Origin of the sequence: Streptomyces sp. NPDC001744 (assembly GCF_042892575.1) — a bacterium.
Classification (GTDB): Bacteria; Actinomycetota; Actinomycetes; order Streptomycetales; family Streptomycetaceae; genus Streptomyces.
Map to the genome: position 1 here is coordinate 184,075 of NZ_JBIAUG010000008.1, position 25,285 is coordinate 209,359.

The 25,285-nt window shown below is 73.0% G+C and carries 20 protein-coding genes, 1 tRNA gene and 1 pseudogene; 12 read left to right on the top strand and 10 right to left on the bottom strand.

Annotation, left to right across the window (positions count from 1 at the left end; genetic code table 11):
• The first annotated feature begins 30 nt into the window (after positions 1 to 30).
• The 4 genes from ACFYZY_RS12740 (at position 31) to ACFYZY_RS12755 (ending at position 4,859) form a co-directional block, all read left to right on the top strand.
• Positions 31 to 633 (top strand): DUF501 domain-containing protein, encoded by a 603-nt coding sequence (locus ACFYZY_RS12740; RefSeq protein ID WP_388692760.1) that lies wholly within the window; start codon positions 31 to 33, stop codon positions 631 to 633.
• Positions 630 to 1,544, top strand: a complete 915-nt coding sequence (locus ACFYZY_RS12745) for an exopolyphosphatase (protein ID WP_388692762.1) — start codon at positions 630 to 632, stop codon at positions 1,542 to 1,544. Before ACFYZY_RS12740 ends, ACFYZY_RS12745 begins: the two co-directional genes overlap by 4 nt.
• Positions 1,545 to 1,913: 369 nt before the next feature.
• Positions 1,914 to 3,293 carry an NAD(P)/FAD-dependent oxidoreductase gene (locus ACFYZY_RS12750; protein ID WP_388692764.1) on the top strand — a complete coding sequence of 460 codons (1,380 nt, stop codon included), beginning with the start codon at positions 1,914 to 1,916 and terminating at the stop codon, positions 3,291 to 3,293.
• A 255-nt stretch (positions 3,294 to 3,548) separates the two neighbouring features.
• The gene (locus tag ACFYZY_RS12755) at positions 3,549 to 4,859 is read left to right on the top strand and encodes a class I SAM-dependent methyltransferase (RefSeq protein ID WP_388692766.1); all 1,311 of its coding nucleotides are present in this window, start codon (positions 3,549 to 3,551) and stop codon (positions 4,857 to 4,859) included.
• Positions 4,860 to 4,922: 63 nt separating this feature from the next.
• Here ACFYZY_RS12755 and ACFYZY_RS12760 read toward each other — a convergent pair whose 3' ends face one another.
• Together ACFYZY_RS12760 and ACFYZY_RS12765 are read right to left on the bottom strand one after the other, a co-directional pair.
• On the bottom strand, positions 4,923 to 7,454 hold the full coding sequence (locus tag ACFYZY_RS12760; protein ID WP_388692768.1) for an ABC transporter permease: 2,532 nt from the start codon (positions 7,452 to 7,454) through the stop codon (positions 4,923 to 4,925).
• A 96-nt stretch (positions 7,455 to 7,550) separates the two neighbouring features.
• A complete protein-coding gene (locus ACFYZY_RS12765) occupies positions 7,551 to 8,321 on the bottom strand; it encodes an ABC transporter ATP-binding protein (RefSeq protein WP_388692769.1) in 771 nt (256 codons plus the stop codon).
• 378 nt (positions 8,322 to 8,699) lie between these two features.
• Here ACFYZY_RS12765 and ACFYZY_RS12770 point away from each other — a divergent pair.
• From ACFYZY_RS12770 to ACFYZY_RS12780, 3 genes are all read left to right on the top strand, one after another.
• A tRNA-Leu gene (locus ACFYZY_RS12770) sits at positions 8,700 to 8,784 on the top strand.
• Positions 8,785 to 9,081: 297 nt separating this feature from the next.
• Complete coding sequence (locus tag ACFYZY_RS12775) at positions 9,082 to 9,984, top strand: Bax inhibitor-1/YccA family protein (protein WP_388692771.1); 903 nt, start codon at positions 9,082 to 9,084, stop codon at positions 9,982 to 9,984.
• 127 nt (positions 9,985 to 10,111) lie between these two features.
• Complete coding sequence (locus tag ACFYZY_RS12780; RefSeq protein WP_388692773.1) at positions 10,112 to 10,441, top strand: hypothetical protein; 330 nt, start codon at positions 10,112 to 10,114, stop codon at positions 10,439 to 10,441.
• Between the two features lie 62 nt (positions 10,442 to 10,503).
• Here the strand turns inward: ACFYZY_RS12780 and ACFYZY_RS12785 are convergent, their stop codons facing one another.
• The 3 genes and pseudogenes from ACFYZY_RS12785 to ACFYZY_RS12795 form a co-directional block, all read right to left on the bottom strand.
• Complete coding sequence (locus tag ACFYZY_RS12785; RefSeq protein ID WP_388692774.1) at positions 10,504 to 11,322, bottom strand: hypothetical protein; 819 nt, start codon at positions 11,320 to 11,322, stop codon at positions 10,504 to 10,506.
• Between the two features lie 333 nt (positions 11,323 to 11,655).
• Positions 11,656 to 12,876 carry an acetyl-CoA C-acetyltransferase gene (locus tag ACFYZY_RS12790; protein WP_388692776.1) on the bottom strand — a complete coding sequence of 407 codons (1,221 nt, stop codon included), beginning with the start codon at positions 12,874 to 12,876 and terminating at the stop codon, positions 11,656 to 11,658.
• 333 nt (positions 12,877 to 13,209) lie between these two features.
• Positions 13,210 to 14,193 (bottom strand): annotated as a pseudogene (locus ACFYZY_RS12795) (SGNH/GDSL hydrolase family protein); the annotation flags it as partial.
• A 135-nt stretch (positions 14,194 to 14,328) separates the two neighbouring features.
• On the opposite strand from ACFYZY_RS12795, the gene ACFYZY_RS12800 reads away from it, so the two are divergent.
• Positions 14,329 to 15,717, top strand: a complete 1,389-nt coding sequence (locus tag ACFYZY_RS12800) for a cystathionine beta-synthase (protein ID WP_388692778.1) — start codon at positions 14,329 to 14,331, stop codon at positions 15,715 to 15,717.
• A 450-nt stretch (positions 15,718 to 16,167) separates the two neighbouring features.
• Complete coding sequence (locus ACFYZY_RS12805) at positions 16,168 to 17,007, top strand: MurR/RpiR family transcriptional regulator (RefSeq protein WP_388692780.1); 840 nt, start codon at positions 16,168 to 16,170, stop codon at positions 17,005 to 17,007.
• A gap of 38 nt (positions 17,008 to 17,045) precedes the next feature.
• Here the strand turns inward: ACFYZY_RS12805 and ACFYZY_RS12810 are convergent, their stop codons facing one another.
• The 5 genes from ACFYZY_RS12810 to ACFYZY_RS12830 form a co-directional block, all read right to left on the bottom strand.
• Positions 17,046 to 17,417: a hypothetical protein gene (locus tag ACFYZY_RS12810; protein WP_388692781.1), complete on the bottom strand. Its 372-nt coding sequence runs from the start codon at positions 17,415 to 17,417 to the stop codon at positions 17,046 to 17,048.
• 127 nt (positions 17,418 to 17,544) lie between these two features.
• Positions 17,545 to 18,069, bottom strand: a complete 525-nt coding sequence (locus tag ACFYZY_RS12815; RefSeq protein WP_388692782.1) for a roadblock/LC7 domain-containing protein — start codon at positions 18,067 to 18,069, stop codon at positions 17,545 to 17,547.
• On the bottom strand, positions 18,069 to 18,851 hold the full coding sequence (locus ACFYZY_RS12820) for a transcriptional regulator (protein WP_388692784.1): 783 nt from the start codon (positions 18,849 to 18,851) through the stop codon (positions 18,069 to 18,071). Before ACFYZY_RS12820 ends, ACFYZY_RS12815 begins: the two co-directional genes overlap by 1 nt.
• Positions 18,848 to 19,243: a hypothetical protein gene (locus ACFYZY_RS12825; RefSeq protein WP_388692786.1), complete on the bottom strand. Its 396-nt coding sequence runs from the start codon at positions 19,241 to 19,243 to the stop codon at positions 18,848 to 18,850. The genes ACFYZY_RS12820 and ACFYZY_RS12825 overlap by 4 nt, the downstream gene beginning before the upstream one ends.
• 266 nt (positions 19,244 to 19,509) lie before the next feature.
• A complete protein-coding gene (locus tag ACFYZY_RS12830) occupies positions 19,510 to 20,838 on the bottom strand; it encodes a diaminopimelate decarboxylase (protein ID WP_388692788.1) in 1,329 nt (442 codons plus the stop codon).
• 189 nt (positions 20,839 to 21,027) lie between these two features.
• Between ACFYZY_RS12830 and hutU the strand changes: the two genes are divergently transcribed.
• From hutU to ACFYZY_RS12845, 3 genes are read left to right on the top strand one after another with little or no spacing between them, the layout of a single operon-like run.
• Positions 21,028 to 22,704 carry a urocanate hydratase gene (gene hutU, locus ACFYZY_RS12835; protein ID WP_388692790.1) on the top strand — a complete coding sequence of 559 codons (1,677 nt, stop codon included), beginning with the start codon at positions 21,028 to 21,030 and terminating at the stop codon, positions 22,702 to 22,704.
• Between the two features lie 17 nt (positions 22,705 to 22,721).
• Complete coding sequence (locus tag ACFYZY_RS12840) at positions 22,722 to 23,942, top strand: allantoate amidohydrolase (protein WP_388692889.1); 1,221 nt, start codon at positions 22,722 to 22,724, stop codon at positions 23,940 to 23,942.
• Positions 23,933 to 25,273 carry a formimidoylglutamate deiminase gene (locus tag ACFYZY_RS12845; RefSeq protein ID WP_388692792.1) on the top strand — a complete coding sequence of 447 codons (1,341 nt, stop codon included), beginning with the start codon at positions 23,933 to 23,935 and terminating at the stop codon, positions 25,271 to 25,273. The genes ACFYZY_RS12840 and ACFYZY_RS12845 overlap by 10 nt, the downstream gene beginning before the upstream one ends.
• Positions 25,274 to 25,285 lie beyond the last annotated feature (12 nt).

The window sequence follows — 25,285 nt, forward strand, 5'->3', positions numbered from 1 at the left end:
CACCCGTACGACCCGACGACCAAGGCAGACATGGAAACGCCCCCTCCGCAGACCGAACGCACCGAGCCCACCGGGGCGGACATCGCCGCCTTCGAGCTCCAGCTCGGCCGGCCGCCCCGCGGCCTGCGCGCCATCGCGCACCGCTGCCCCTGCGGGCAGCCGGACGTCGTCGAGACCGCGCCCCGGCTCCCCGACGGCACGCCGTTCCCCACCACGTACTACCTGACCTGCCCCCGGGCGGCCTCGGCCATCGGCACCCTGGAGGCCAACGGGGTCATGAAGGAGATGCAGGCCCGGCTCGCCACCGACCCGGAGCTGGCCGCCGCCTACCGGGCCGCGCACGAGGACTACCTCGCCCGCCGCGACGCCATCGAGGTCCTGGAGGGCTTCCCGAGCGCCGGCGGCATGCCGGACCGCGTCAAGTGCCTGCACGTCCTCGTCGGCCACGCGCTGGTGGCCGGTCCCGGCGTGAACCCGTTCGGCGACGAGGCGATCGCCATGCTGCCGGAGTGGTGGGCCAAGGGCCCCTGCGTCACCCCGTGCGCGGCGCCGGAGGAGGACGGCCGGACGGTCGGGGGCGACGGGAACGGCCACGTCGCCCTCGAGCCGGCCGACGACGAGGAGGAGAAGTGACCAGGGTCGCCGGAATCGACTGCGGCACGAACTCCATCCGCCTCCTCGTCGCCGACGTCGACCCGGAGACGGGCGGGCTGACCGAGCTGGACCGGCGGATGAGGATCGTCCGGCTCGGCCAGGGCGTCGACCGGACCGGCCGGCTCGCCCCCGAGGCCCTGGAGCGGACCTTCGCCGCCTGCCGCGAGTACGCGGAGGTCATCCGGGAGCTGGGCGCCGAGAAGGTCCGCTTCGTCGCCACCTCCGCCTCCCGCGACGCCGAGAACCGCGACGACTTCGTGAACGGCGTCGTGGAGATCCTGGGCGTCGAGCCCGAGGTCGTCACCGGCGACCAGGAGGCCGGGCTGTCCTTCACCGGCGCCACCGCCGACCTGCCCGGCACGGAGAAGTACCTCGTCGTGGACATCGGCGGCGGCTCCACCGAGTTCGTCACCGGCAGCAGCCGGGTCGAGGCCGCCCGCTCGGTCGACATCGGCTGCGTTCGGCTCACCGAGCGGCACGTCCGCCACGACCCGCCGACCGCCGAGGAGGCCGAGGCGATCCGCGCCGACGTGCGGGCCGCGCTCGACCTGGCCGCCGAGACCGTGCCGATCGGCACCGCCGGCACCCTCGTCGGGCTCGCGGGCTCGGTGACCACCGTCGCCGCCCTCGCCCTCGGACTCCCGGAGTACGACTCCGAGCAGGTCCACCACTCCCGGATCTCCGCCGCGCAGGTCGCCGAGGTCGCCGACCGGCTCCTCGCCTCCACCCACGCCGAACGGGCCGCGCTGCCCGTGATCCACCCCGGGCGGATCGACGTGATCATCGCCGGGGCGCTCGTCCTGCGGGAGGTCGTGGAGCGCGTCGGAGCCGCCGAAGTGGTCGTCAGCGAGCACGACATCCTCGATGGGATCGCGCTATCCGCGGCATAGAGGGGCGCTATCGAGCCTCCTGACGGCGTTCCGCCGGGAAAGTTCGTGAAGTTCTTCACAAGGAAAAGGGCCCTGAGGGTGCCCGAGGAGGGCCTTCGGGCCCTCCGAGGGGCGCCCCAGGGCCCTTTCGCAGGCGCGGAGGCCGATCGGCCCGATGTTTCCATCGCGTGAACCGGGCCTCCGGTTCAGCGTTGACGGAGGCTCTCCTGTCCAGTTCACGAGGGGTGAACAACGTTCGCCACCGCACCTCGGTTCCTTTGCGGGACCATGACGTGGATCACGTGGGCGGCGGAGTGTAGCAGAGGTGCCCGCAGACCTTGTGAAGGGGCGCACGAGATCACCCCCCGAACGGGGTGGATACTCGGTCTCATGAGCACCACGGAGCGTCCCAGGATCCTCGTAGTAGGCGGCGGGTACGTAGGCCTGTACGCAGCTCGGCGCATCCTCAAGAAGATGCGCTACGCGGAGGCGACCGTCACGGTCGTCGACCCGCGGTCGTACATGACCTACCAGCCCTTCCTGCCCGAAGCCGCCGCCGGCAGCATCTCGCCGAGGCACGTCGTCGTCCCGCTGCGACGCGTCCTTCCCAAGGCCGAGGTGCTCACCGGTCGGGTCACCACCATCGACCAGGACCGCAAGGTCGCCACGATCGCGCCGCTCGTCGGCGAGGCGTACGACCTGCCGTTCGACTACCTGGTCATCGCGATGGGCGCGGTCTCCCGCACCTTCCCGATCCCCGGCCTCGCCGAGCAGGGCATCGGCATGAAGGGCATCGAGGAGGCCATCGGCCTGCGCAACCACGTCCTCGAGCAGCTCGACAAGGCCGACTCGACCACCGACGAGGAGGTCCGCCGCCGGGCGCTGACCTTCGTCTTCGTGGGCGGCGGCTTCGCCGGCGCGGAGACCATCGGCGAGGTCGAGGACCTGGCTCGCGACGCCGCGAAGTACTACCAGAACGTGTCCCGCGAGGACATGCGCTTCATCCTGGTCGACGCGGCCGACAAGATCCTCCCCGAGGTGGGCCCCAAGCTCGGCCAGTACGGCAAGGAGCACCTGGAGGGCCGGGGCGTCGAGATCTACCTGGAGACCTCCATGGACTCCTGCGTCGACGGCCACGTGGTGCTGAAGAACGGTCTGGAGGTCGACTCCAACACCATCGTGTGGACCGCCGGCGTGAAGCCGAACCCGGCGCTCTCCCGCTTCGGTCTGCCGCTCGGCCCCCGCGGCCACGTGGACTGCAACGAGAAGCTCCAGATCAACGGCCTCGACTACGCGTGGGCCGCGGGCGACAACGCCCAGGTCCCCGACATGGTGGGCCGCCGCGCGGGCAACCCGAACGCCTGGTGCCCGCCGAACGCCCAGCACGCGCTGCGCCAGGCCAAGGTCCTCGGCGACAACGTGGTGGCCGGCATGCGCGGCTTCCCGCAGAAGGAGTACAGCCACGCCAACAAGGGCGCCGTGGCCGGACTCGGTCTGCACAAGGGCGTCGCCATGATCGTCATGGGCAAGATGAAGATCAAGCTCAAGGGTCGCCTCGCCTGGTACATGCACCGCGGCTACCACGGCATGGCGATGCCGACCTGGAACCGCAAGATCCGCGTCTTCGCCGACTGGACCCTCGCGATGTTCCTCAAGCGCGAGGTCGTCTCCCTCGGCGCCATCGAGTCGCCGCGCGAGGAGTTCTACGAGGCGGCCAAGCCCGCCCCGGCGCCGGCCGCCCCGGTGCAGGAGAAGGCCAAGGCGTCCTGACGCTCCGACAGGGCTGAGCGGTACACGGCAGTACAGGGCAGTACAAAGCAGCACAGAGCGGTACGGCGGCAGCGCCGGGCAGTACCGCAGTGACCCGAAAGGGCCGTCCGCCATCCGTGGTGCGGGCGGCCCTTCGCGTGTTTTGCCGACTTGTTGCGCTGCGGCGGGAGTGAGAACGCGCACGGACGGTGTTCCCTTGGTGACGAACACGTCTGACGAACGTTTCCGGGGCACGAGATCACGGAGGTGCGCACCATGGCCGACGCCGCGCCGAGGCTGACGGCTCTCGCCGAGGAGCTGCTGGGAGGACCGCTCCCGGTCCGGTTGCGGACCTGGGACGGCAGCGAGGCCGGTCCCCCGGACGCCCCCGTCCTGGTCGTCCGCGACCGCCGCGCCCTGCGCAGGATGATCTGGAAGCCCGGCGAACTGGGCCTGGTCCGCGCCTGGGTGGCCGGGGAGATCGACATCGAGGGGGACCTGTACGAGGCCCTGGACCGCCTCTCCGGTCTGCTCTGGGAGCGCGGGGACACGGGCGGGGGCCTGCTCGCCGCCGCCCGCGACGCCCGGCTGCGGGCCGCCGCCGCCTCGCTGCTGCGGCTCGCCGGACCCCTGCCGCCGCCGAAGCCGCCGGCCGAGGAGATCCGCCGCCGCCGGGGCGGCCGGCACACCAGGCGCCGCGACCGGCGGGCGATCAGCCACCACTACGACGTGGGCAACGACTTCTACGCGCTGGTCCTCGGCCCCTCGATGGTCTACTCGTGCGCCTACTGGCCCGCCGGGGGTTCCGCCGGCTCCCTGGAGGAGGCCCAGAGCGACAAGCTCGACCTCGTCGCCCGCAAGCTGAACCTGAAGGAGGGCGACCGGCTCCTCGACGTCGGCTGCGGCTGGGGCTCCATGGCCCTGCACGCCGCCCGCGCGTACGGCGCCCGGGTCGTCGGCATCACCCTCTCCCGCGAACAGGCCGCCCACGCCCGCAAGCGGATCGCCGAGGAGGGCCTGACGGACCGGATCGAGATCCGCGTCCAGGACTACCGGGACGTCGCCGACGGCCCGTACGACGCGATCTCCTCGATCGGGATGGCCGAGCACGTCGGCGCCGTGAAGTACCGGGAGTACGCCGACGTCCTGTACGGGCTCCTCAAGCCCGGCGGACGGCTCCTCAACCACCAGATCTCCCGGCGCCCCGAACCCGACGAGGACGCCTACGAGATCGATCCCTTCATCGACGCGTACGTCTTCCCCGACGGCGAACTCGCCCCCGTGGGCCGCACCCTGACGACCCTGGAGGACGCCGGTTTCGAGGTCCGGGACGTCGAGGCCCTGCGCGAGCACTACGTGCTGACCCTGCGCCACTGGGTGGCCAACCTGGAACGGGAGTGGGACCGGGCCGTCCGGCTCGTCTCACCGGGCCGGGCCCGGATCTGGCGGCTCTACATGGCGGCCTCCGCCGTCTCCTTCGAACGCAACCGGATCGGCGTGAACCAGGTACTCGCCGTCAGGACGCCGGAGTCGGGGACGAGCGGACTGGGCCTGCGGACGCGGGTCTGGACCGAGGGCGCGGACTGACGCGCGTACGGCGGAGGGCCGCCCCCCGCGCGGGGGACGGCCCTCCTTTCCGTACGGGTGCCGCTACTCGGCCTTGATGGCGGCGAGCACGTTCAGCCGGGCCGCGCTGCGGGCCGGCCACAGGGAGGCGAGGACGCCGACCAGGGCGGCCAGGGCCAGGAAGATCCCGATCCGGTCCCAGGGCAGGACCAGCGCGTAGCCCGGCAGGCTGTTCCTGAACGTCTCGCCGATGGCCCAGCCGAGGAACGAGCCGAGCCCGATGCCGACGACCGCGCCGAAGACCGAGATGACCACGGCCTCCAGACGGACCATCCGCTTCACCCGGCGCCGGTCGAGACCGATCGCCCGCAGCATGCCGATCTCCTGCCTGCGCTCGAAGACGGACATCGCGAGGGTGTTGACGACGCCGAGGACGGCGATCACCAGGGCCATGCCGAGCAGGCCGTACATGATGTTCAGCATCATGTTGATCGGGCCGCCGAAGGCGTCGCGGACGTCCTTGTGGTCCATCACCGTGATCGCCGGGTTGTCGCCCATGGCCTTCGCCAGGGCCCGCTCGTTGGCGGCGCTCGCGCCGCCGGAGGCGGAGACGAAGATCTCGCGGATCCGCGCCTCCTCGTCGTGCGCGGCGAGCAGCGCGTGGTCGGCCAGGACCGGCGAGAGGAACTGGTTCTCCTCGTAGATCGCGCCGACGGTCAGCCGGCCCTTGCGCTTGTCGAGGAAGTCGACCGGAACGGTGTCGCCGACCTTCAGGTGCCGCTTCGCGGCGGTCTCCTCCTCGACGGCGATCGTGTCGCCGCCGAGGGAGGACAGCGACCCCTTCACGACGTCCAGCCTGAGGACCTTCCCGATCGCGTCCGGGGTGACGCCGGAGACCGGGACGTACTCGCCCTTCAGCTCGAAGGCGCCCGCCTCCTGCGGGGAGACCGCGAGGGCGCCGGGAGCCTTCTCCAGGGCGGTCAGCGCCTCCTCGCTCAGGGGGTCGCCGCCGGCCATGACGACCAGGTAGTCGGCCTTGAGGTCGTCCGTGGTCATCTTGTCGAGGGCCGCGCCGACGGTGGCGCCGAGCACGGAGAGGCCGGTGACGAGGGTCAGGCCGATGGCGAGCGCGGAGGCGGTGGCGCCGGTGCGGCGCGGGTTGCGGACCGCGTTCAGGCCCGCGAGCTTGCCGGAGACCGCGAAGAGCTTCACGAAGACCGGGCGGATCACGGCGATCACCGGCCGGGACAGGAACGGGATCAGCACGATGACGCCGATGAGGGTGAGGAACGCGCCGCCCGCGATGAGCATGCGGCCGTCGTCGCCGCCCTGGTTCGCGCCGAACACGATGAGCGTCGCGCCGAGGGCGGTGATCGCCGCGCCGAGGGAGTTCCGCACGACGAGCGACTTGGTGCCGGCGGCGGCGTGGACGCTGCTCATGGCCGCGACCGGCGGGATCTTCGAGGCGCGGCGGCCGGGCAGCCAGGCGGCGAGCATCGTGATGAGGACGCCGACGCCGAAGGCGCTGAGGGCCGGGGTGGCGGTGAGGACCAGTTCGCCGTCCGGGACCTTCATCTCGAAGGAGGCCATGGCCGAGCGGAGCCCGACGGCGAGACCGATGCCGAGGACGTAGCCGACGACCGAGGCGACCAGGCCGACCAGGCCGGCCTCGGCGAGGACGGAGCGGGTGATCTGCTTCCGGGAGGCGCCGATCGCCCGCATCAGGGCCAGTTCCCTGGTGCGCTGGGCGACCAGCATGGTGAAGGTGTTGGAGATCAGGAAGACCCCGACGAAGAGCGCGATGCCCGCGAAGCCCAGGAGGACCTGGTTGAGCGCGCCGAGACCGTCCTCGATCTCCTTGGCCTGCTTGTCGGCGAGCGCCTTGCCGGTCTGCGTGGTGGCCGTCTTCGGGAGGACCTCGCGGACCTCGGCGAGCAGCTTGCCGTCGTCGGTGCCGGGGGCGGCGGTGACGGTCATGTCGCGGTAGAAGCCGGGCTTCAGGTAGAGCTTCTGGGCGACGGCGGTGTCGAACAGGACCAGGCTGCCGCCCGCGTTGACGGCGCCGTCCTCGGTGGTGAAGACGCCGGAGAGGACGTACTCCTTCACGGGGCCGTTGGTGGCGACGCGGACGGTGTCGCCGACCTTGTAGCCGCCCTTGTCGGCGGTGTCCCTGTCGAGCGCGACCTGACCCGCCTCGACCGGCCCGGTGCCCGTGGTGAAGTCGTACGCGCGGTCCTTGCCGTCCTTGCCGGGGGCGAAGTTGGTGCCCTTGTTGGACCAGCCGACGCCGATCAGCTTCCCGTCCTTGTCGGGCACGCCGGCGAAGCCGTCGACGCGGGCGGCGACGGAGACGACCCCGCCGAGCCCGGCGACCGCGTCGACGTCGCGCTGGGAGAGGCCGGGGGTCTTCCGGGGGTCTTCGGGGTCCCCGTACATCGTGACGGCCACGGCGACGTCGTCGTAGCTCTTGGCCGACTGGTTGCGGAACGCCTGGGAGAGGGTGTCGGTGAAGACGAGGGTGCCGGAGACGAAGGCCACGCCGAGCATCACGGCGAGCACGGTCATCAGCAGTCTCGCCTTGTGCGCGAGCACGTTGCGCAGGGCGGTACGGAACATGGGTGTGTCCTGAACGAAGGGTGGGACGGACGGGGGTCGGGGCGGAGCGGGCGGGGCGGGCCGTACCGGTTCGGGTCCGGTTCCGGCGCCCCCGCGTCAGCTCGTGCGGCCCTTGGCGTCGAACGCCTTCATGCGGTCGAGCACGCCGTCCGCCGTGGGGCTGAGCATCTCGTCCACGATCCGGCCGTCCGCGAGGAAGATCACGCGGTCCGCGTAGGAGGCGGCCACCGGGTCGTGGGTGACCATGACCACGGTCTGTCCCAGCTCCCGCACCGAGTTGCGCAGGAAGCCGAGGACCTCGGCGCCCGAGCGGGAGTCGAGGTTTCCGGTCGGCTCGTCCCCGAAGATGATCTCGGGACGGGAGGCGAGGGCGCGGGCCACGGCCACGCGCTGCTGCTGGCCGCCGGAGAGCTCGGTCGGGCGGTGGCCGAGGCGGCCGGAGAGGCCGAGCATGTCGATGACCTGCTGGACCCACTGCTTGTCGGCCTTGCGGCCCGCGATGTCCATGGGGAGCGTGATGTTCTCCATGGCCGTCAGGGTGGGCAGGAGGTTGAACGCCTGGAAGATGAAGCCGATCTTGTCCCGGCGCAGCTGGGTGAGGTGCTTGTCCTTCAGGGCGGACAGCTCCGTGTCACCGATCCGCACCGAGCCGGAGGAGAAGGAGTCGAGTCCGGCGACGCAGTGCATGAGCGTCGACTTGCCGGAACCGGAGGGGCCCATGATCGCGGTGAACTCGCCCTGCCGGAAGTCCACGGTGACGTGGTCCAGCGCGACCACCTGGGTCTCGCCCTGTCCGTAGACCTTCGAGAGGTCCGTGGCGCGGGCCGCCACCGCGGTGGCGCGGGGCACGGTGGGGGTGGTGGTCACGAGGAGGACTCCTGTCGTCGCGGGGGTGCTGCGGGAACTCCCTCATCGTGTCGGGCGTTCCGCCTCCGTACGTCCGCCCACGTGCCCGTTCCCGGGGCAGCCTGGAGTCGGACCGGGGGCCGGGAACCTCCTCCTGAGGTATGACCGGCGTCCCTGAGGCCCGCCTCCGCGCGGAGGTGACAGAAAGGCGACGACTTTTCGTCATTCCGTGAGGTGCGGCTTTGCGCCCGCGGCGCTCGTCACGGTTCGGGAAGAACGCCCCCACCTGCACTGACGCACCCTCAGGCGTCAATAAAATAAGACAACATCGGTCTGACTCTTCCACTGAACGAGGGAAGTGTCCCGATAGGCTCCTGTGCCAACGCGGAGCTTCGCGACGCCCGGATGGTGGAACGCAGACACGGCGAGCTTAAACCTCGCTGGCCTTCGGGCCGTACCGGTTCGAGTCCGGTTCCGGGCACCACCGTGTCCAGGCGGACGCCTGCGGCCCGGCGGGGCTCCTCCGGCCCGGCGGGGCCTCTCCGGCCCGCCCGGGAGCCGGGAGGCCGGGGGGCGGGCCCCGGCCGCGCCGTCCCGGCGGGCGCTCCCCGCCGACTCCTCCGCGCGGAGTGGGAAGCTCCGGGTGGAACGAGACGTTCCAGGGGTAGGGGACCCCCGTCTCGCGGGAAAAAGATCCTCCCCGAGCACTAGAGAGTTTCTTTTGCCTACGCATTACCCTTGACGCATGGCCGCGCCGTGCGGTCTGCCATGGAGGAGTGAGATGAGGAGCAGCAACCCGGTCTTCTCGCGACGGGGGTTCAGCCGCGACAACGGCTACGCGGGCTTCAACGCGCAGCAGCCGCAGGCCGGGGGCCCCGCCGTCGGAACCGACCCGTACGCCACCGGCAACCCGTACGCCGGGGGCGCGGCGAACCCGTACGCGACCAACCCGTACGCCCCGCAGGACACGCAGCTCGGCGCCCCGCAGCAGGCCCGCGGCAACGTGATGACGATCGACGACGTCGTGAGCCGCACGGCCATGACGCTCGGCACGGTCGTGGTCACCGCCGTCCTGTCCTGGCTGCTGCTTCCGGTCGACCCGGCCAACCTGACCAAGTCCTACGGCATCGCCATCGGCGCCGCCCTGGTCGCCCTCGTGCTGTCGCTCGTGCAGTCCTTCAAGCGCAAGCCGTCACCCGCGCTCATCCTGAGCTACGCCGCCTTCGAGGGCGTCTTCCTCGGCGTGATCTCGGCCGCCGTCTCGACGTACATCGCCGACGGCGTCGTCACCCAGGCGGTCCTGGGCACCATGGCGGTCTTCGCCGGCGTGCTCGTGGCCTACAAGATGGGCTGGATCCGCGTCAACCGGCGCTTCTACGGCTTCGTGATGGCCGCCGCGATGGGCTTCATGCTCCTCATGGTCGTCAACCTGCTGTTCTCCGTCTTCGGCGGCGGCGACGGCCTCGGCTTCCGCAGCGGCGGCCTCGGCATCCTCTTCGGCGTCATCGGCATCATCCTGGGCGCCTGCTTCCTCGCCCTCGACTTCAAGCAGGTCGAGGACGGCGTGACCTACGGCGCGCCGCGCGAGGAGGCGTGGCTGGCCGCCTTCGGCCTCACCATGACGCTGGTGTGGATCTACCTGGAGATGCTGCGTCTGCTGTCGATCCTCCAGGGTGACGACTGACGCTCCCCGCCTTCGGCGTCCCCGGCGTCTTCGGGGCGAGGGCCCGTCCGGCTTCGTGCCGGGCGGGCCCTTCCGCGTTCCCGGCGTCCGTTGGCGGGGGCCCCGGCGCGGCGCGTAGGGTCGCGGGGTGCGTGATACGAGTGATCTGACCACCGCCGTGGCGCGGTTCGCCGACCGGCTGCGGGCCGCCCCGCACAGCCGCCTCCAGCGGGGCGCGGCGGCCGAGGGACTGGCCCTCGCCCGGGAGCTCGCGGTGCGCGCGCAGCGCGCCGAGGACCCGGGCCGGGAGCCGAGGACCATGCCGGACGCCGGGGTCTTCGCGGTGGCCGACCAACTGGTGGTGGCCGGCAACGACCTGGCCGAAGCACTGCGAACGGCCCCGGCCGGCTCCCGCGAGGGGGAACTGGACGAGGCCGTGGGGCTCGTACGGGAGGCGGCCGGGCGCTCGGGGCTCTGAGCCGCCCGCTCCGCGGCTCCGGCGGCTCCCCGGGTACCGGGGAGTTCCGGTGGCCCGGGTGGCTACAGCGAGGCGATCACGCGGTCCGCGAGGATGTAGACGTTCTCCTCGTCCATGTCGCCGTACGAGAAGGTCAGGGCGAAGGCGCCGGACACGCCCGAACCGCCCAGCAGGACGGGGGTGCGGCCCGCGCGCAGGGCCTCGGCCAGGCGCTCCGCCGTCTCCCGGTGCCCCGGGGTCATGCAGAGCGTGGTGCCGTCCGCGAAGACGTACACGTCCAGGGTGCCGAGGGGGCCCGGACGGACGTCGGTCAGCGCCGTGCGGGTGTCGGCCAGCTCCTCCAGGCGGGACACCGTCCGCTCGTGATCGGTGACGACCGGGGTCTGCACCGGTACGAAGTCCGGGTGCGAGGGGTGCCGGCGACGGGCCGCGGCCAGCTCCGGAGAGTCCTCCGGGAACTCCTCCAGCGGGTCCGGCACGCCGTCGAGCGCCTCCGCCTCCGCCTCCATGGCCTCCAGGGCCATCGCCTCCAGGCCCACGAAGTCGGTCTGGCGCGGCACGTAGAAGGCGCCGTCCTCGACCGGGCCGCCGAGCAGGGACGGGGCGTCGGCCGCGTCCCGGGCCTCCTGCGCGGCCCAGAAGGCCCGCGCCTCGGCCAGCTCGCGCTCGCGCTCCTCGGCCAGGGCCTCGGTGACCGCGGCCCGTATCTCGGCGGCGGGCGTGGCCCGTGCCGCGGGCACCGTGGCGCCGCGCCCGGCCGCCAGCTCGCTCCGCAGGGAGGTGATCTGCTTGCGGAGACCGTGGACGGCGTGCAGGGCGGCAGCGCCCACGGCCGTGGCGGCGGCCGTGGTCAGCAGCAGGGCAAGAGGCATGGCGCTCACTGACGTACTCCCGTTTCCGAGTCGATCCCCCGACTTCCTACCTCAGCTTGTCGCGGGGTGGCACACGCTGTCAGTGCATTACGTCACGAATTGGACAGGTATTTCTGCCTGGCTTTTGGTCCCGAAACCGCCCTGACCTGGGAAAACGAACTCCCCCGGGATGTAGGTCACATCCTGGGGGAGATTCGGTCACGACCGGGACGCGGGCGGAGGGCCCGGCGGGAGGACTCGGCTCGGCTCAGCCGCTCGTTCCCGTGGTCGCGCTGAGCTTCGCCACCGCTGCGGGCGGGTGCCGTCCTCGTTCCTCGGACGACCCCCACCCTCCGCTCCGGCTCAGCTCAGCCGCTCGATCACCATCGCCATGCCCTGGCCGCCGCCGACGCACATGGTCTCCAGGCCGAACTGCTTGTCGTGGAACTGGAGGCTGTTGATCAGCGTGCCGGTGATCCGGGCGCCGGTCATGCCGAAGGGGTGGCCGACGGCGATCGCGCCGCCGTTGACGTTCACCTTGTCCAGGTCCAGGCCCAGCTCCTGGTAGGACGGGATCACCTGGGCGGCGAACGCCTCGTTGATCTCGGCCAGGTCGATGTCGCCGATGGTGAGACCGGCGCGCCTCAGGGCCTGCTTCGACGCCTCGACCGGGCCGAGGCCCATGATCTCGGGGGAGAGGCCGGAGACGCCGGTGGAGACGATCCGGGCCAGCGGGGTCAGACCCAGCTCGCGGGCCTTGGTGTCGGACATGATCACCAGGGCGGCGGCGCCGTCGTTGAGCGGGCAGCAGTTGCCGGCCGTGACCAGGCCGTCGGGGCGGAAGACCGGCTTGAGGCCCTGCACGCCCTCCAGGGTGACGCCCGCGCGCGGGCCGTCGTCCGCCGAGACGACCGTGCCGTCCGGCAGCGTCACCGGAGTGATCTCGCGCTCCCAGAAGCCGTTCTTGATGGCCTGCTCGGCGAGGTTCTGCGACCGTACGCCGAACTCGTCCATCTCCCGGCGGCCGATGCCCTTGAGGCGGGCCAGGTTCTCGGCGGTCTGGCCCATCGCGATGTAGGCGTCCGGGACCAGGCCGTCCTCGCGCGGGTCGTGCCAGGTCGAGCCCTCGGAGGCGGCGACCTCGGCGGTGCGGGCCTCGGCCTCGGCGAAGAACGGGTTGTGCGTGTCGGGCAGGGAGTCCGAGTTGCCCTTCACGAAGCGGGACACCATCTCGACGCCGGCCGAGACGAAGACGTCGCCCTCGCCCGCCTTGATCGCGTGCAGCGCCATCCGGGAGGTCTGGAGCGAGGAGGAGCAGTACCGGGTGATCGTGCAGCCCGGCAGGTGGTCCATGCCCATCTGCACGGCCACGATCCGGCCCAGGTTGTTGCCCTGCTCGCCGCCGGGCAGACCGCAGCCCAGCATCAGGTCGTCGATGTCGCGCGGGTCCAGCTCGGGCACCTTCGCCAGGGCCGCCCGGACGATGGTCGCGGTGAGGTCGTCCGGCCGCAGGTCCTTCAGGGAGCCCTTGAAGGCCCGGCCGATGGGGGAACGGGCGGTCGAGACGATCACGGCTTCGGGCATCACGGCTCCATGGGGTGCGGAGTGGGCGGACTCAAAGGGAAGTTACCCGTACGTACCGCACGGGGTCACCGGCACGGGCGTGTGATGCGGGCCTCTTTTCTAAGCGGCCGCTCAGTTGGTGGGGGTGTCGGGCGAGGGGGAGGCGTCCACGGACGTCTGCGCGTCCCCCGTGGCCTTCCCGGCCCCTCCCGGCCTTCCGGCCTTCCCCGGTTTTCCGGCCGCCCCCGGCTTTCCGGCTTCCCTCCTCTCTCCCGTCTCCGCGGACTCCGCGGCCCCCGCGGCCTCCACGGATTCGGCCGCCTCTGTGGCCCCCGCGGCCCCTCCCGCTTCTCCCGCTTCTTCCGTCTCTCCCGTCGCGAGCGGCAGCCGCCGCCTGCGCCGGTGCTTGAGCAGGGCCCAGGGCGCCCGCGCGGCCGTGACCTCGGTACCGGCCTCCTTCGCCGCCTCGGCCGCCGCCTTCGCCACCGGCAGCACGTTCTCCCGCCGCGCGGGCTCCAGCAGGTCGGCCTCCGGCCACATGCCGAGCACCGCGCAGACCGTGGGCAGGACGGCCATCGCAGCCGTCGCGTACCCCTCGGCCGAGGGGTGGAAGCTGTCCACCGCGAACATCTCGCGCGGGTTCGCCTCGAACTCCGGCCCCAGGAGGTCGCCGAGCGACACCGTCCGCCCGCCCTGCTCCACCACCACGATCGTCTGCGCCGCCGCGAGCTGCCGCGACGCCCGCCGGGCCAGCCAGCGCAGCGGCTGGTAGACCGGCTCGATCGTGCCCAGGTCCGGGCAGGTCCCGACGACCACCTCCGCGCCCGCCGTCCGCAGCCTCCGCACCGCCTCCGCCAGGTACCGCACCGACTCGGTCGGCGGCATCCGGTGCGTCACGTCGTTCGCCCCGATCATGATCACGCACACGTCCGGCGGCCCCAGGGGCTGCGAGAGCAGCAGCGACACCTGCCGCTCCAGGTCGTCCGAGCGCGCTCCCGGCAGGGCCACGTTCCGCAGCACCACCGGCCGCTCCGCCACCGCCGCGAGCCCCGAGGCGAGCAGCGCGCCCGGCGTCTGGCCGGTGCGGCGCACCCCCTGACCCGCCGCCGTGGAATCACCCAGAAGGGCGAGCCGCAACGGTTCCTCCCCGCCGAAGGCCCGGCCGTACAGGCCGTCCGCCGCCGGGGGCAGCGGGGCCGCCCCGCCCCCCACCGTCCGCTTCGCGAGCTGCGCCTCGGCGAGGAGGAGCCCCACCGCCGCGACCCCGAGGAGCCCGATGCCCCCGCCGCCGTACGCCGCACCCGTCGCGATCCGCCGCGCCACCCTCGCCCTCGACATGGGGCCGTCACCTCCTTCGAGCCGTTCGGGCCTCCTGCCCGCCGGGCCTCGGACCGTTCAGGGTCTAACTGCCCCGTAACCCGCTCCGACTACGCATACGCTGGCCACACCATTACGGAGACCCCGGAGATTACGGTGCAATTCCACGACTCGATGATCAGCCTCGTCGGCAACACGCCGCTGGTGAAACTCAACAACGTCACAGCGGGCATCCAGGCGACCGTCCTGGCCAAGGTCGAGTACTTCAACCCCGGAGGATCGGTCAAGGACCGGATCGCCCTGCGGATGATCGAGGCGGCCGAGCGCAGCGGCGAGCTGAAGCCCGGCGGCACCATCGTCGAGCCCACGTCGGGCAACACCGGCGTCGGCCTGGCGATCGTGGCCCAGCAGAAGGGCTACAAGTGCGTCTTCGTCTGCCCCGACAAGGTGTCCCTCGACAAGATCAACGTGCTGCGGGCGTACGGCGCCGAGGTCGTGGTCTGCCCCACGGCCGTCGACCCGGAGCACCCGGACTCGTACTACAACGTCTCCGACCGGCTCGTCCGGGAGACGCCGGGCGCCTGGAAGCCCGACCAGTACTCCAACCCGAACAACCCGCGCTCGCACTACGAGACCACCGGTCCCGAGCTGTGGGAGCAGACGGAGGGGAAGATCACCCACTTCGTCGCGGGCGTCGGCACCGGCGGCACCATCTCCGGCACCGGCAACTACCTCAAGGAGGTCAGCGGCGGCTCCGTCAAGGTCGTCGGCGCCGACCCGGAGGGCTCCGTCTACTCGGGCGGCTCGGGCCGCCCGTACCTGGTCGAGGGCGTCGGCGAGGACTTCTGGCCCACCGCGTACGACCGGAAGGTCACCGACCGGATCGTGGCCGTGTCCGACAAGGACTCGTTCCAGATGACCCGCCGCCTCGCCAAGGAGGAGGGCCTGCTCGTCGGCGGCTCCTGCGGCATGGCCGTGGTCGCGGCCCTGGAGGTCGCCCGTGAGCTGGGCCCCGACGACGTCGTGGTCGTCCTCCTCCCGGACTCCGGGCGCGGCTACATGTCCAAGATCTTCAGCGACGAGTGGATGGCCGACTACGGCTTCCTGGAGGACACCTCCTCCGCGAACGTCGCCGACGTCCTGCGCCACAAGGAGGGCGGCCTGCCCTCCCTCGTCCACATGCACCCGGACGAGACCGTCGGACAGGCCATCGAGGTGCTGCGCGAGTACGGCGTCTCCCAGATGCCGATCGTGAAGCCCGGCGCCGGCCACCCCGACGTCATGGCCGCCGAGGTCGTCGGCTCGGTCGTCGAGCGCGAACTGCTCGACGCCCTCTTCACGCAGCGCGCCTCCCTGGAGGACCCGCTGGAGCGGCACATGAGCGCGCCGCTGCCGCAGGTCGGCTCCGGCGAGCCCGTCGCGGACCTCATGGCCGTCCTGGGCGAGTCCGCCGACGCGGCGATCGTCCTGGTCGAGGGCAAGCCGACCGGCGTCGTCAGCCGCCAGGACCTGCTGGCCTTCCTGGCGGGCGGCGGCGCGAAGTAGCCCGCGGCGGGGGCGCGGCCCACCGGTCGTGGCGCCGTTCGCGCGATCGGTACGAGCACGACACGTGCGCGCAGCACCCGCTTAACATGCCTCTGGCACGTTGTTCCTTGTCGGCGTCACGGACTTCCGGAGCGGCTCCCGGGCCTCCGAAGACGCCGCCGGACGCGGAGACCGGCCCGACCCGGGCCCGTGTCCCCGCGGGGACCGCCGTCGTCCCGCCCCCCGGTCACGGGGGTGCGGCGGTCCCCGCGTCAGGCTCCTCGGAAGGGCCCCCGCTCTCGCGGGGGCCCTTTCCCGTGCGGCGGCGCGGCCGTACGGTGGGCGCCGGCCGGTCCCGGGCGCGCGGTCCGGGTACGGAGACCCGCGGGGCCGCCGGGGGCGTCCTCCCGGGTTCGTGCATATCCTTATGCAGAGTGATGTGCGCGTGAATAGGTGAAAGGGGAGGGCGGCGTGAGCGACAGCCCGGCCGGTCGGCTCCAGGCCCTCTTCGAGGGGCACCGGCTGACGCCGACCCAGCGGCGGATCGCGCACTGCATGGTGCGGCGCGCCGGTGACGTGGCGTTCCTGTCCAGCGTGGAGCTGGCCGAACTCGCCGGGGTCAGCCAGCCCTCCGTCACCCGCTTCGCCGTCGCCCTCGGCTTCGACGGGTACCCGGCGCTCCGCCGCCACCTGCGCGAGGTGACGCCCTCCGGTGCCGGCGAGGACGGGGGCGAGGTGTTCAACGAGTACCAGCAGGCCGTCCTCGCCGAGATCGAGAACCTCAGGCACCTCGCCGGGCTGCTCGCGGACCCCGGGCCGGCCGAGCGGGCCGGCCGGCTCCTCGCCCGCTCCCGCCCGCTGCCCGTGCTCGGGCTGCGGGCCGCCTCCTCGCAGGCGCGGGGCTTCGCCTACTTCGCCGCCAAGGTGCACCCCGACGTACGGCTCCTCGACGAGGGCGGCTCGATGCTCACGGACCGCGTGGACGCGGCCGTACGGGCCGGGGCCACGGCCCTGCTCTGCTTCGCCCTGCCCCGGCACCCCCGCGAGACCGTCGAGGCCCTGGCGTACGCGCGGACGGCCGGGCTCACGGTCGTGACCGTCGCCGACTCGGCGTTCGCGCCCGTCGCCGCCCACAGCGACCTGCTGATCCCGGCCGCCGTGGGCACCGGGCTCGCCTTCGACACCGCCTGCGCGCCCATGATGCTCGGCCGGGTCCTCCTGGAGGCCATGGCCGACGAACTCCCCGACGCGCAGGCGCGCCTGGAGGAGTTCGACGCGAAGGCGGCGGCGCGGGGCCTGTTCGTCGAGTAGGCCGGGGCCGGCGTGCCGGGCGGCGCGGCCTGGCTCCGTCAGACCTCCAGTTCGGCCTCGATCTTCTTCAGCTGGTGGCGGGCCATCGCCAGGTTGGCCCGGCTCTTGTCCAGGGCCAGGTAGAGGAAGAGGCCGTTGGTGTTGCGCCCCTTGAGCAGCCGGATCAGGTGGTAGTGGGTGCCGAGCGTGATCAGGATGTCCTCGATCTCGTCGTTCAGCCCCAGCATCTCCATCGCCCGGACCTTGGCGCGGACGACGTCGGTGTTGCCGGCCGCGGCCACGTTCAGGTCGAGCTCCTTGCCGCCGCCGATCGTGCCGAGCGCCATGCCGCTGGTGTAGTCGACGAGGGCCGCGCCGATCGCGCCGTCGATGGAGGCCGCTTCCTTGAGGGAGGTCTCGGTGTTCGCCATGGTGTCGTACTTCTTTCTTACTCGGGTTGCGGCCTTCTCGGGTGAGGGCCTTCTCGGGTCACGGACTTCTGGGTCGCCGGCTTCCGGGGGACGGGCTTCCGGAGCCGTGGAGCGGGGGCTTCCGGGTTCACGGGCTCCCGGGGCCGCGGACGTCCCGGGTCGGGAGCCCCCCGGAGTACGGGGGCCCCTCCGGGTACGGGGGCGGGAGCTGTCCGAGACGGGGCGGCTCCCTGCGCTCCAGCGCGCCGTCGACCAGCTCCCCTATCCGGACGCTGGAGCGGCGGGCCTCCAGGTGGAGCCGCCCCACGTTGATCCGGGGCCCCGCGAGCAGCGTCAGGACGACCGAGTCGCCCGCCGCGTACGTCGCCACGTAGCCGTTCTCGCCGCGTACGAGCAGTTCGCGGAAGCGGCCCTGTCCCGTGGCGTCGGTCAGCCGCCGGCCGACGCCGAGCGCCGCCGCCGTCAGCGCGGCCACGCTCCCCGCCTCGCCGTCCACGGTGTCGTGGGCCAGGACGAGGCCGTCGGCGCTGGCCGCCAGGGCTCCGGTGAGCTGGGGCAGCCGCGCCCGGAGCCGTCTCAGCTCGCCCAGGACCTCGGCTTCTGCCGTCATGAGCTGTCTCCTCTCGGCGCGCATGCGCAGGGCACGCCTCATCACAGGTGTGCCTCCAGGGCGTCACGGAGCCGGCGCAGCAGGGCGATGTCGGGGTGGGACACCGGCGGGACCGGCGGGAAGGACGGCGACCGCGGTGCGGGGACGGATTCCGGATCGGGGGCGAGCGGGGTCTCGACCAGCCCGGCGGCGGCGAGCCGCCGCACGTCGAGAAGGGTGTGGAAGGCGGGGCGGCCGAGCAGCCGGGCCAGCTCCGCCGGGGTCCGCTCCCCGTCGGCCAGCGCGAGCAGCGCGCGCTGGCGCGCTCCCACGGTCTGGCCCGGGGCGGCGGGGCGGGGGACGACCGGGGCGGTGTCCACGGCGGCGTACGGCCAGACGGCGTCGAGGAGTTCGCGGCGGCGTACCGTCTCGCGCTCCACCGCCTCGGCCGAGACCGGCCGCACCGTCCCGAACCAGTGGCCCACCCCGTACCGGAAGCGGGTCGGCCCGCCGGTGGGGGAGAGGGCGAAGAAGGCCGCGTCGAAGACGGCGCCGAGGTGGCATATCTCCAGCTCGCCGTCCTGGAGCCGGCCGCTGTCCACGAGGAAGCGGCCCACCGCGCGGTGGGCGCCGGCCCGGTCGACGGCCTCGTCCCAGTTCTCCCGGGGCAGCCGGCCGCCGGTGGTGAGGAGGACGTCGACGCCGGGGGCGGCGGGGCTCTCGGCGTGCACCACCCGGCCGTCGACCAGGTAGAGCGTGCCGTGGTCGCGGAGCAGGGCGCCGGTGGCCTTCTCGGCGGCGAGCCGGACCAGCATCGGGGAGACGGGGGTGGCGACGGCGCTCATCCGAGGACCAGCCTCTCGGCGATGTCGCGGAGCCGCATGCGGGCGAGGGCGAGGTTGCCGGTGTCGCGGTCGAGCCAGAGGTGGAGGAAGACGCTGCTGTCGAAGGAGGTCTCCACGAAGCGGAGGACGTGGTAGCCGGCCCGGGTGGTGACGATCAGGTCCTCGACGGGCGGGCCTCCGGCGCCGGGACCGTCGTCCGCCGTCGTGAACGTGTCGAACTCCGCTGCCGAACGGGCGAGTTCGGCGGTCTCGGCGGCCGTCGTCTCGTGGTCCCCGACGGGCGAGTCCCCCGCCGTCCCCAGAGCGAGCCCGCTGGTCCAGTCGACCAGGGAGGCACCCCGGGCGCCCGGCAGGGTCATGGCCTCCGTCAGGCACTCGTCGATTCCGGGCACGCGGATTCCCCTCCCGATGCGGTGTGCGAACGTGCGGCAGTGACGGCGACGCTACTGAACGTTCCCGTCCGGAGGGGGAGTTCTGGCATTTTCCATCGGAACATGCCATGGAGTGGCGAGAATTCGTCTGCCGCCCGCCGCCCGCCGCCCGCCGCCCGCCGCCCGCCGCCCGCCGCCCGCCGCCCGCCGTCCGTCCCGTTCCGTCGGCGGGCCGGTCCCGCGTCCGCCGCCCGGCCGGCGGCGTGCCCGTGCCCGTACCCGCCCGGTCAGCCCACCAGCGCGTCCGCCAGGTCCCCGCCCGATTCGGCCACGATCTCGTCCGTCGTCTGGGCCCTCCGTACGGTCGCGAACGCCACCGTCCCGTCACCGGCCACCGTGAAACCGTGGACCGCGGGCCGGGGCAGGCTGTTGTACGCGTAGTGGTGGGCGAAGCAGTACGCGCCGGTGTCCGGAACCGCCACCACGTCCCCGGGGCGGAGCGGCGGCAGCGCGCGGCCGGTGGCGATCAGGTCCCCGGCGAAGCAGGCGGGGCCCGCCACGTCCTGGACGGTGGTCTCCCCGGTGCGCGGCCGGCCCCCGGAGTCGTACGCGAGGACGCGCAGCGGCCAGGAGGCGGGGGCGTAGACCGTCCGGGTGACGAGCTGCACGCCCGCGTGGGTGACGGCGATCGGGCGGCCCCCGGAGGTCTTGGTGTACTCCACCCGGGTCAGGACCGTGCCGTGCTTGGCGAGCAGCGAACGGCCGAACTCGGTGACCAGGCGGTAGCGGCCGTCGAAGAGGCCGGGGACGGTGGCGGCGAGCAGCCGGGCGTACTCCGCGTACGTCGGCGTCTCCTCGTCGGAGGCGAAGTTCACCGGCAGCCCGCCGCCGATGTCGAGGGTGTCGATCCGCCGCCCGCCCGCCGCCCGGTTGATCTCCTCGGCGAGCGCGTACGCCTCCCCGACGCCCCGCGCCATCAGGGCGAGCGGGACGCCCTGGGAGCCGGTGTGGACGTGCAGGCGGGTCAGCCAGGGGCGGTCGAGGAAGGCCCGCACGACGGCCTCGCGGGCGCCCTCGTCACGGAGCGCCACGCCGAACTTGGAGGTGGCGGTCGCGGTGGAGAGCGCGTCGATGGAACCGGCGCCGACCTGCGGGTTCACCCGGAGTCCGAGGGGCGGGAGCGGCGCGGTGGTGGCGGCGGCGAGCGCGTCGAGCCGGGCCAGCTCCTGGAAGTTGTCGGCGTTGACCGCGATCCCGAGCGCGAGGGCCCCGCGCAGCTCCTCCGGCGTCTTGGCGGGGGAGTCGAGCACGGTCCTGCCGGGCGGGATCCCGGCGGCGCGGGCGAGGGCCAGCTCGCCGGGGCTCGCCGCCTCGGCGCCGATCCCGGCCGCGTGCAGCAGGCGCAGGACGGGGACGAGCGGGGCGGCCTTCACGGCGAAGGCGTGCAGCACGGGGGCGTCGGTGACGGCGGCGAAAGCGCTGGTCAGGGCGGCGGCGGAGGCGCGGATGCCGGCCGTGTCGAGGAGGGCGACGACCGGTTCGGCGGGGGAGAGGAGACCCTGTTCGACGGCGGCGCGGACGGCGGGATCGCGACGGGAGGAGGCCATGCGTTCCATCGTCGCCCTTCCGGCGCGGGGGCGGGAAGGGGGCGGGAGCGGGAAGGGGCGGGGACAGGAGGGTGCGGAGGGGTGGAAGGAGTGGGGCGGAAGAGGTGGCGTGCCCCGTCCGCCGCCCCACCCTGTTGACTACAACTATTCATGACGCCAGGATGTGAATATCTGAACGACATTCGAGGAGGCACCGCCATGTCAGGACCCCGCCCCGTACGGGCCCCGCGCGGTACGGAACTGAGCGCCCTGGGATGGCAGCAGGAGGCCGCCCTCCGGATGCTCCAGAACAACCTCGACCCCGAGGTCGCCGAGCACCCCGACAAGCTCGTCGTCTACGGCGGCACCGGCAAGGCCGCCCGCGACTGGCGCTCCTTCGACGCCATGGTCCGCACCCTGCGCACCCTCAAGCAGGACGAGACGATGCTCGTCCAGTCCGGCCGCCCGGTCGGCGTCATGCAGACCCACGAGTGGGCCCCGCGCGTCCTCATCGCCAACTCCAACCTGGTCGGCGACTGGGCGAACTGGGAGGAGTTCCGGCGCCTGGAGCAGCTCGGCCTCACCATGTACGGCCAGATGACCGCCGGTTCCTGGATCTACATCGGCACCCAGGGCATCCTCCAGGGCACGTACGAGACCTTCGCCGCCGTCGCCGCCAAGAAGTTCGGCGGCACCCTCGCCGGGACCATCACCCTGACCGCCGGGCTCGGCGGCATGGGCGGCGCCCAGCCGCTCGCCGTGACGATGAACGACGGCGTCGCGATCTGCGTCGACGTCGACCCGCGCGCCATCGAGCGCCGCATCGAGCACCGCTACCTGGACGTCAAGGCCGACAGCCCGGCCCACGCCCTCCAGCTCGCCACCGAGGCCCGCGACGCCCGCCGCCCGCTGTCCATCGGCCTCCTCGGCAACGCCGCCGAGCTGCTCCCGCAGCTGCTCGCCGAGGGCGCGCCCATCGACATCGTGACGGACCAGACCTCCGCCCACGACCCGCTGTCCTACCTGCCCGTGGGCATCGCCTTCGAGGACATGGCCGACGCGGCGGCGAAGGACCCGGCCGGGTTCACCACCCGCGCCCGCGAGTCGATGGCCCGGCACGTCGAGGCCATGGTCGGCTTCATGGACGCGGGCGCCGAGGTCTTCGACTACGGCAACTCGATCCGGGGCGAGGCCCGGCTGGCCGGCTACGACCGCGCCTTCGCCTTCCCGGGCTTCGTCCCGGCGTACATCCGCCCGCTGTTCTGCGAGGGCAAGGGCCCGTTCCGCTGGGCCGCGCTGTCCGGCGAGGCGTCGGACATCCACAAGACGGACAAGGCGATCCTCGACCTCTTCCCCGAGAACGAGTCCCTGCACCGCTGGATCAGGATGGCCGGCGAGCGGGTCCACTTCCAGGGCCTGCCCGCCCGCATCTGCTGGCTCGGCCAGGGCGAGCGCGACAAGGCGGGCGACATGTTCAACGACATGGTCGCCGACGGCACCCTCGCCGCGCCCCTCGCGATCGGCCGCGACCACCTGGACTGCGGCTCGGTGGCCTCCCCGTACCGCGAGACCGAGGCCATGCTCGACGGCTCCGACGCCATCGCGGACTGGCCGCTGCTCAACGCCATGGTCAACGTCGCCTCCGGCGCCTCCTGGGTCTCCCTCCACCACGGCGGCGGCGTCGGCATGGGCCGTTCGATCCACGCGGGCCAGGTCACGGTCGCCGACGGCACCCCGCTGGCGGGCGAGAAGATCCGCCGCGTGCTCACCAACGACCCGGGCATGGGCGTCATCCGCCACGTCGACGCGGGCTACGACATCGCGGAGCGGGTCGCGGACGAGAAGGGCGTCCGGGTCCCGATGCGCGAGGGCGCCGAGAACGAGGCGTCCGCGTGAGCGAGAGCTTCCACGCCATGTGGCGGTCGCTGCGGCCCCTCGGCCGCAGCGCCGCCTCCGGCGGCTACCGCCGCTACGCCTGGACGGACGCCGACGCCGACTGCCGCCTCTGGTTCCGGATGCAGGCCGAGGCCCGCCGCCTGGACGTCGAGACCGACCGCAACGGCAACCAGTGGGCCTGGCTCGGCGACCCGACGGCCGGCGACGCCGTCGTCACCGGCTCCCACCTGGACTCCGTCCCCGACGGCGGTGCCTTCGACGGCCCCCTCGGCGTCGTCTCCTCCTTCGCCGCCCTCGACGAACTGCGCTCCCGCGGCGTCTCGTTCAGGCGTCCCCTCGCCATCGTCAACTTCGGCGACGAGGAGGGCGCCCGCTTCGGCCTCGCCTGCGTCGGCTCCCGCCTCACCGCAGGACGGCTGACGAAGGAGCAGGCGTACGAACTGCGCGACGCCGACGGGATCAGCCTCCCGCGGGCCATGGAGGCCGCCGGGTACGACCCCGACGCCATCGGCCCCGACCCGGAGCGGCTCGCCCGCGTGGGCGCCTTCGTGGAACTGCACGTCGAGCAGGGCCGGGCCCTGGACCTGTCCGGCGACGCCGTCGGCATCGCCTCCGCCATCTGGCCGCACGGCCGCTGGCGGTACGACTTCGCCGGCGAGGCCAACCACGCCGGCACCACCCGGCTCGTGGACCGCCGCGACCCGATGCTCACCTACGCCGAGACCGTCCTCGCCGCCCGCCGCGAGGCCGAACTCGCGGGCGCCGTCGCCACCTTCGGCAAGGTCGCGGTCGAGCCGAACGGCGTCAACGCCATCCCCTCCCTGGTCCGGGGCTGGCTCGACGCGCGCGCCGCCGACCAGGACTCCCTGGACGCGGTGGTCAGGGGCGTCGAGACGGCGGCCCGCGACCACGCCGACCGGCACGGCATCGACCTCACGGTCGTCCGCGAGTCCTTCACCCCCGTCGTGGACTTCTCGCACGCCCTGCGCGACGAACTGTCCCGCATCCTGGGCGACTCGGCCTCCGGCACCACGGGCACCTCGGGCAAGGTGCCGGTCCTCGGCACCGGAGCGGGCCACGACGCGGGTATTTTGTCCGAATCGATCCCGACCGCCATGCTGTTCGTACGGAACCCCACCGGCGTCTCCCACTCCCCGGCCGAGTTCGCGGCCGAGGACGACTGCCTGGCCGGGGTCCGCGCACTCGCCGACGTACTGGAGGAGCTGGCGTGCCGCTGACGACGACGTACTGGCTGGAACACGCCTGGCTCGACCCGTACGTCGAGCCGGGCGTGGCCCTGGACGTGGCGGACGGCCGGATCACGGCGGTCCGGACGGGCGCGGCGACGCCCCCGCCGGGCGCCGAGGTCCTGCGCGGCCTGACGGTCCCGGGCCTGGCCAACGCCCACTCGCACGCCTTCCACCGTGCCCTGCGCGGCACCGTCCAGGTCGGCTCCGGGACCTTCTGGACCTGGCGCGAGACCATGTACAAGATCGCCCAGCGCCTCACCCCCGACAGCTACTTCGCGCTCGCCCGCGCGGTGTACGCGGAGATGGCGCTCGCCGGCATCACCTCCGTCGGCGAGTTCCACTACCTCCACCACGCCCCCGGCGGCACCCCGTACGCCGACCCCAACGCCATGGGCGAGGCCCTGATCGCCGCCGCCGCGGAGGCGGGCGTCCGCATCACCCTCCTCGACACCGCGTACCTCTCCTCCGGCTTCGGCGCCGCCCCGGAGCACCACCAGCTCCGCTTCACCGACGGCACGGCGCACGCCTGGGCCGAACGGGCGTCGGCGCTCCGGGAACGGGACGGCGTCCGGATCGGGGCGGCGATCCACTCCGTCCGGGCCGTCCCGGCGGACCAGCTCGCCACGGTGGCCGACTGGGCCCGGCGGCGGGAGGCCCCCCTCCACGTCCACCTCTCGGAGCAGACCGCCGAGAACGACGCCTGCCTCGCGGCCCACGGCCTCACCCCCACCGGACTCCTGGCCGAACACGGCGTGCTGGGGCCCCGGACCACCGGCGTCCACAACACCCACCTCACGGACGGGGACATCGGCCTCATCGGCTCCTCGTCCACCGGCACCTGCATGTGCCCGACGACCGAACGCGACCTCGCGGACGGCATCGGCCCGGCCACCGCCCTCCAGAAGGCCGGCTCCCCCCTCTCCCTGGGCAGCGACAGCCACGCGGTCGTCGACCTCCTCGAAGAGGCACGGGCCATGGAGCTGAACGAGCGCCTGCGCACCCACGTCCGGGGCCACTGGACCGCCGCCGCGCTCCTGCGCGCCGCCACCGCCGGCGGTCACGCGGCCCTGGGCTGGGACGAGGCGGGCGCCCTGGAGGCGGGCGCCCTCGCCGACTTCACGACGATCGCCCTGGACTCCGTCAGGACAGCGGGACCGGTGCCGCGTCTGGCAGCCGAGACGGCGGTATTCGCAGCGTCGGCAGCGGACGTGCGCCACACGGTCGTGGGCGGCCGCCACGTCGTACGGGACGGGGCCCACCGGTCCGTGCCGGACGTGCCGCGGGCCCTCGCCGACTCGATCGCCGCCCTGCGCGGCTGAAGGAGACACCCC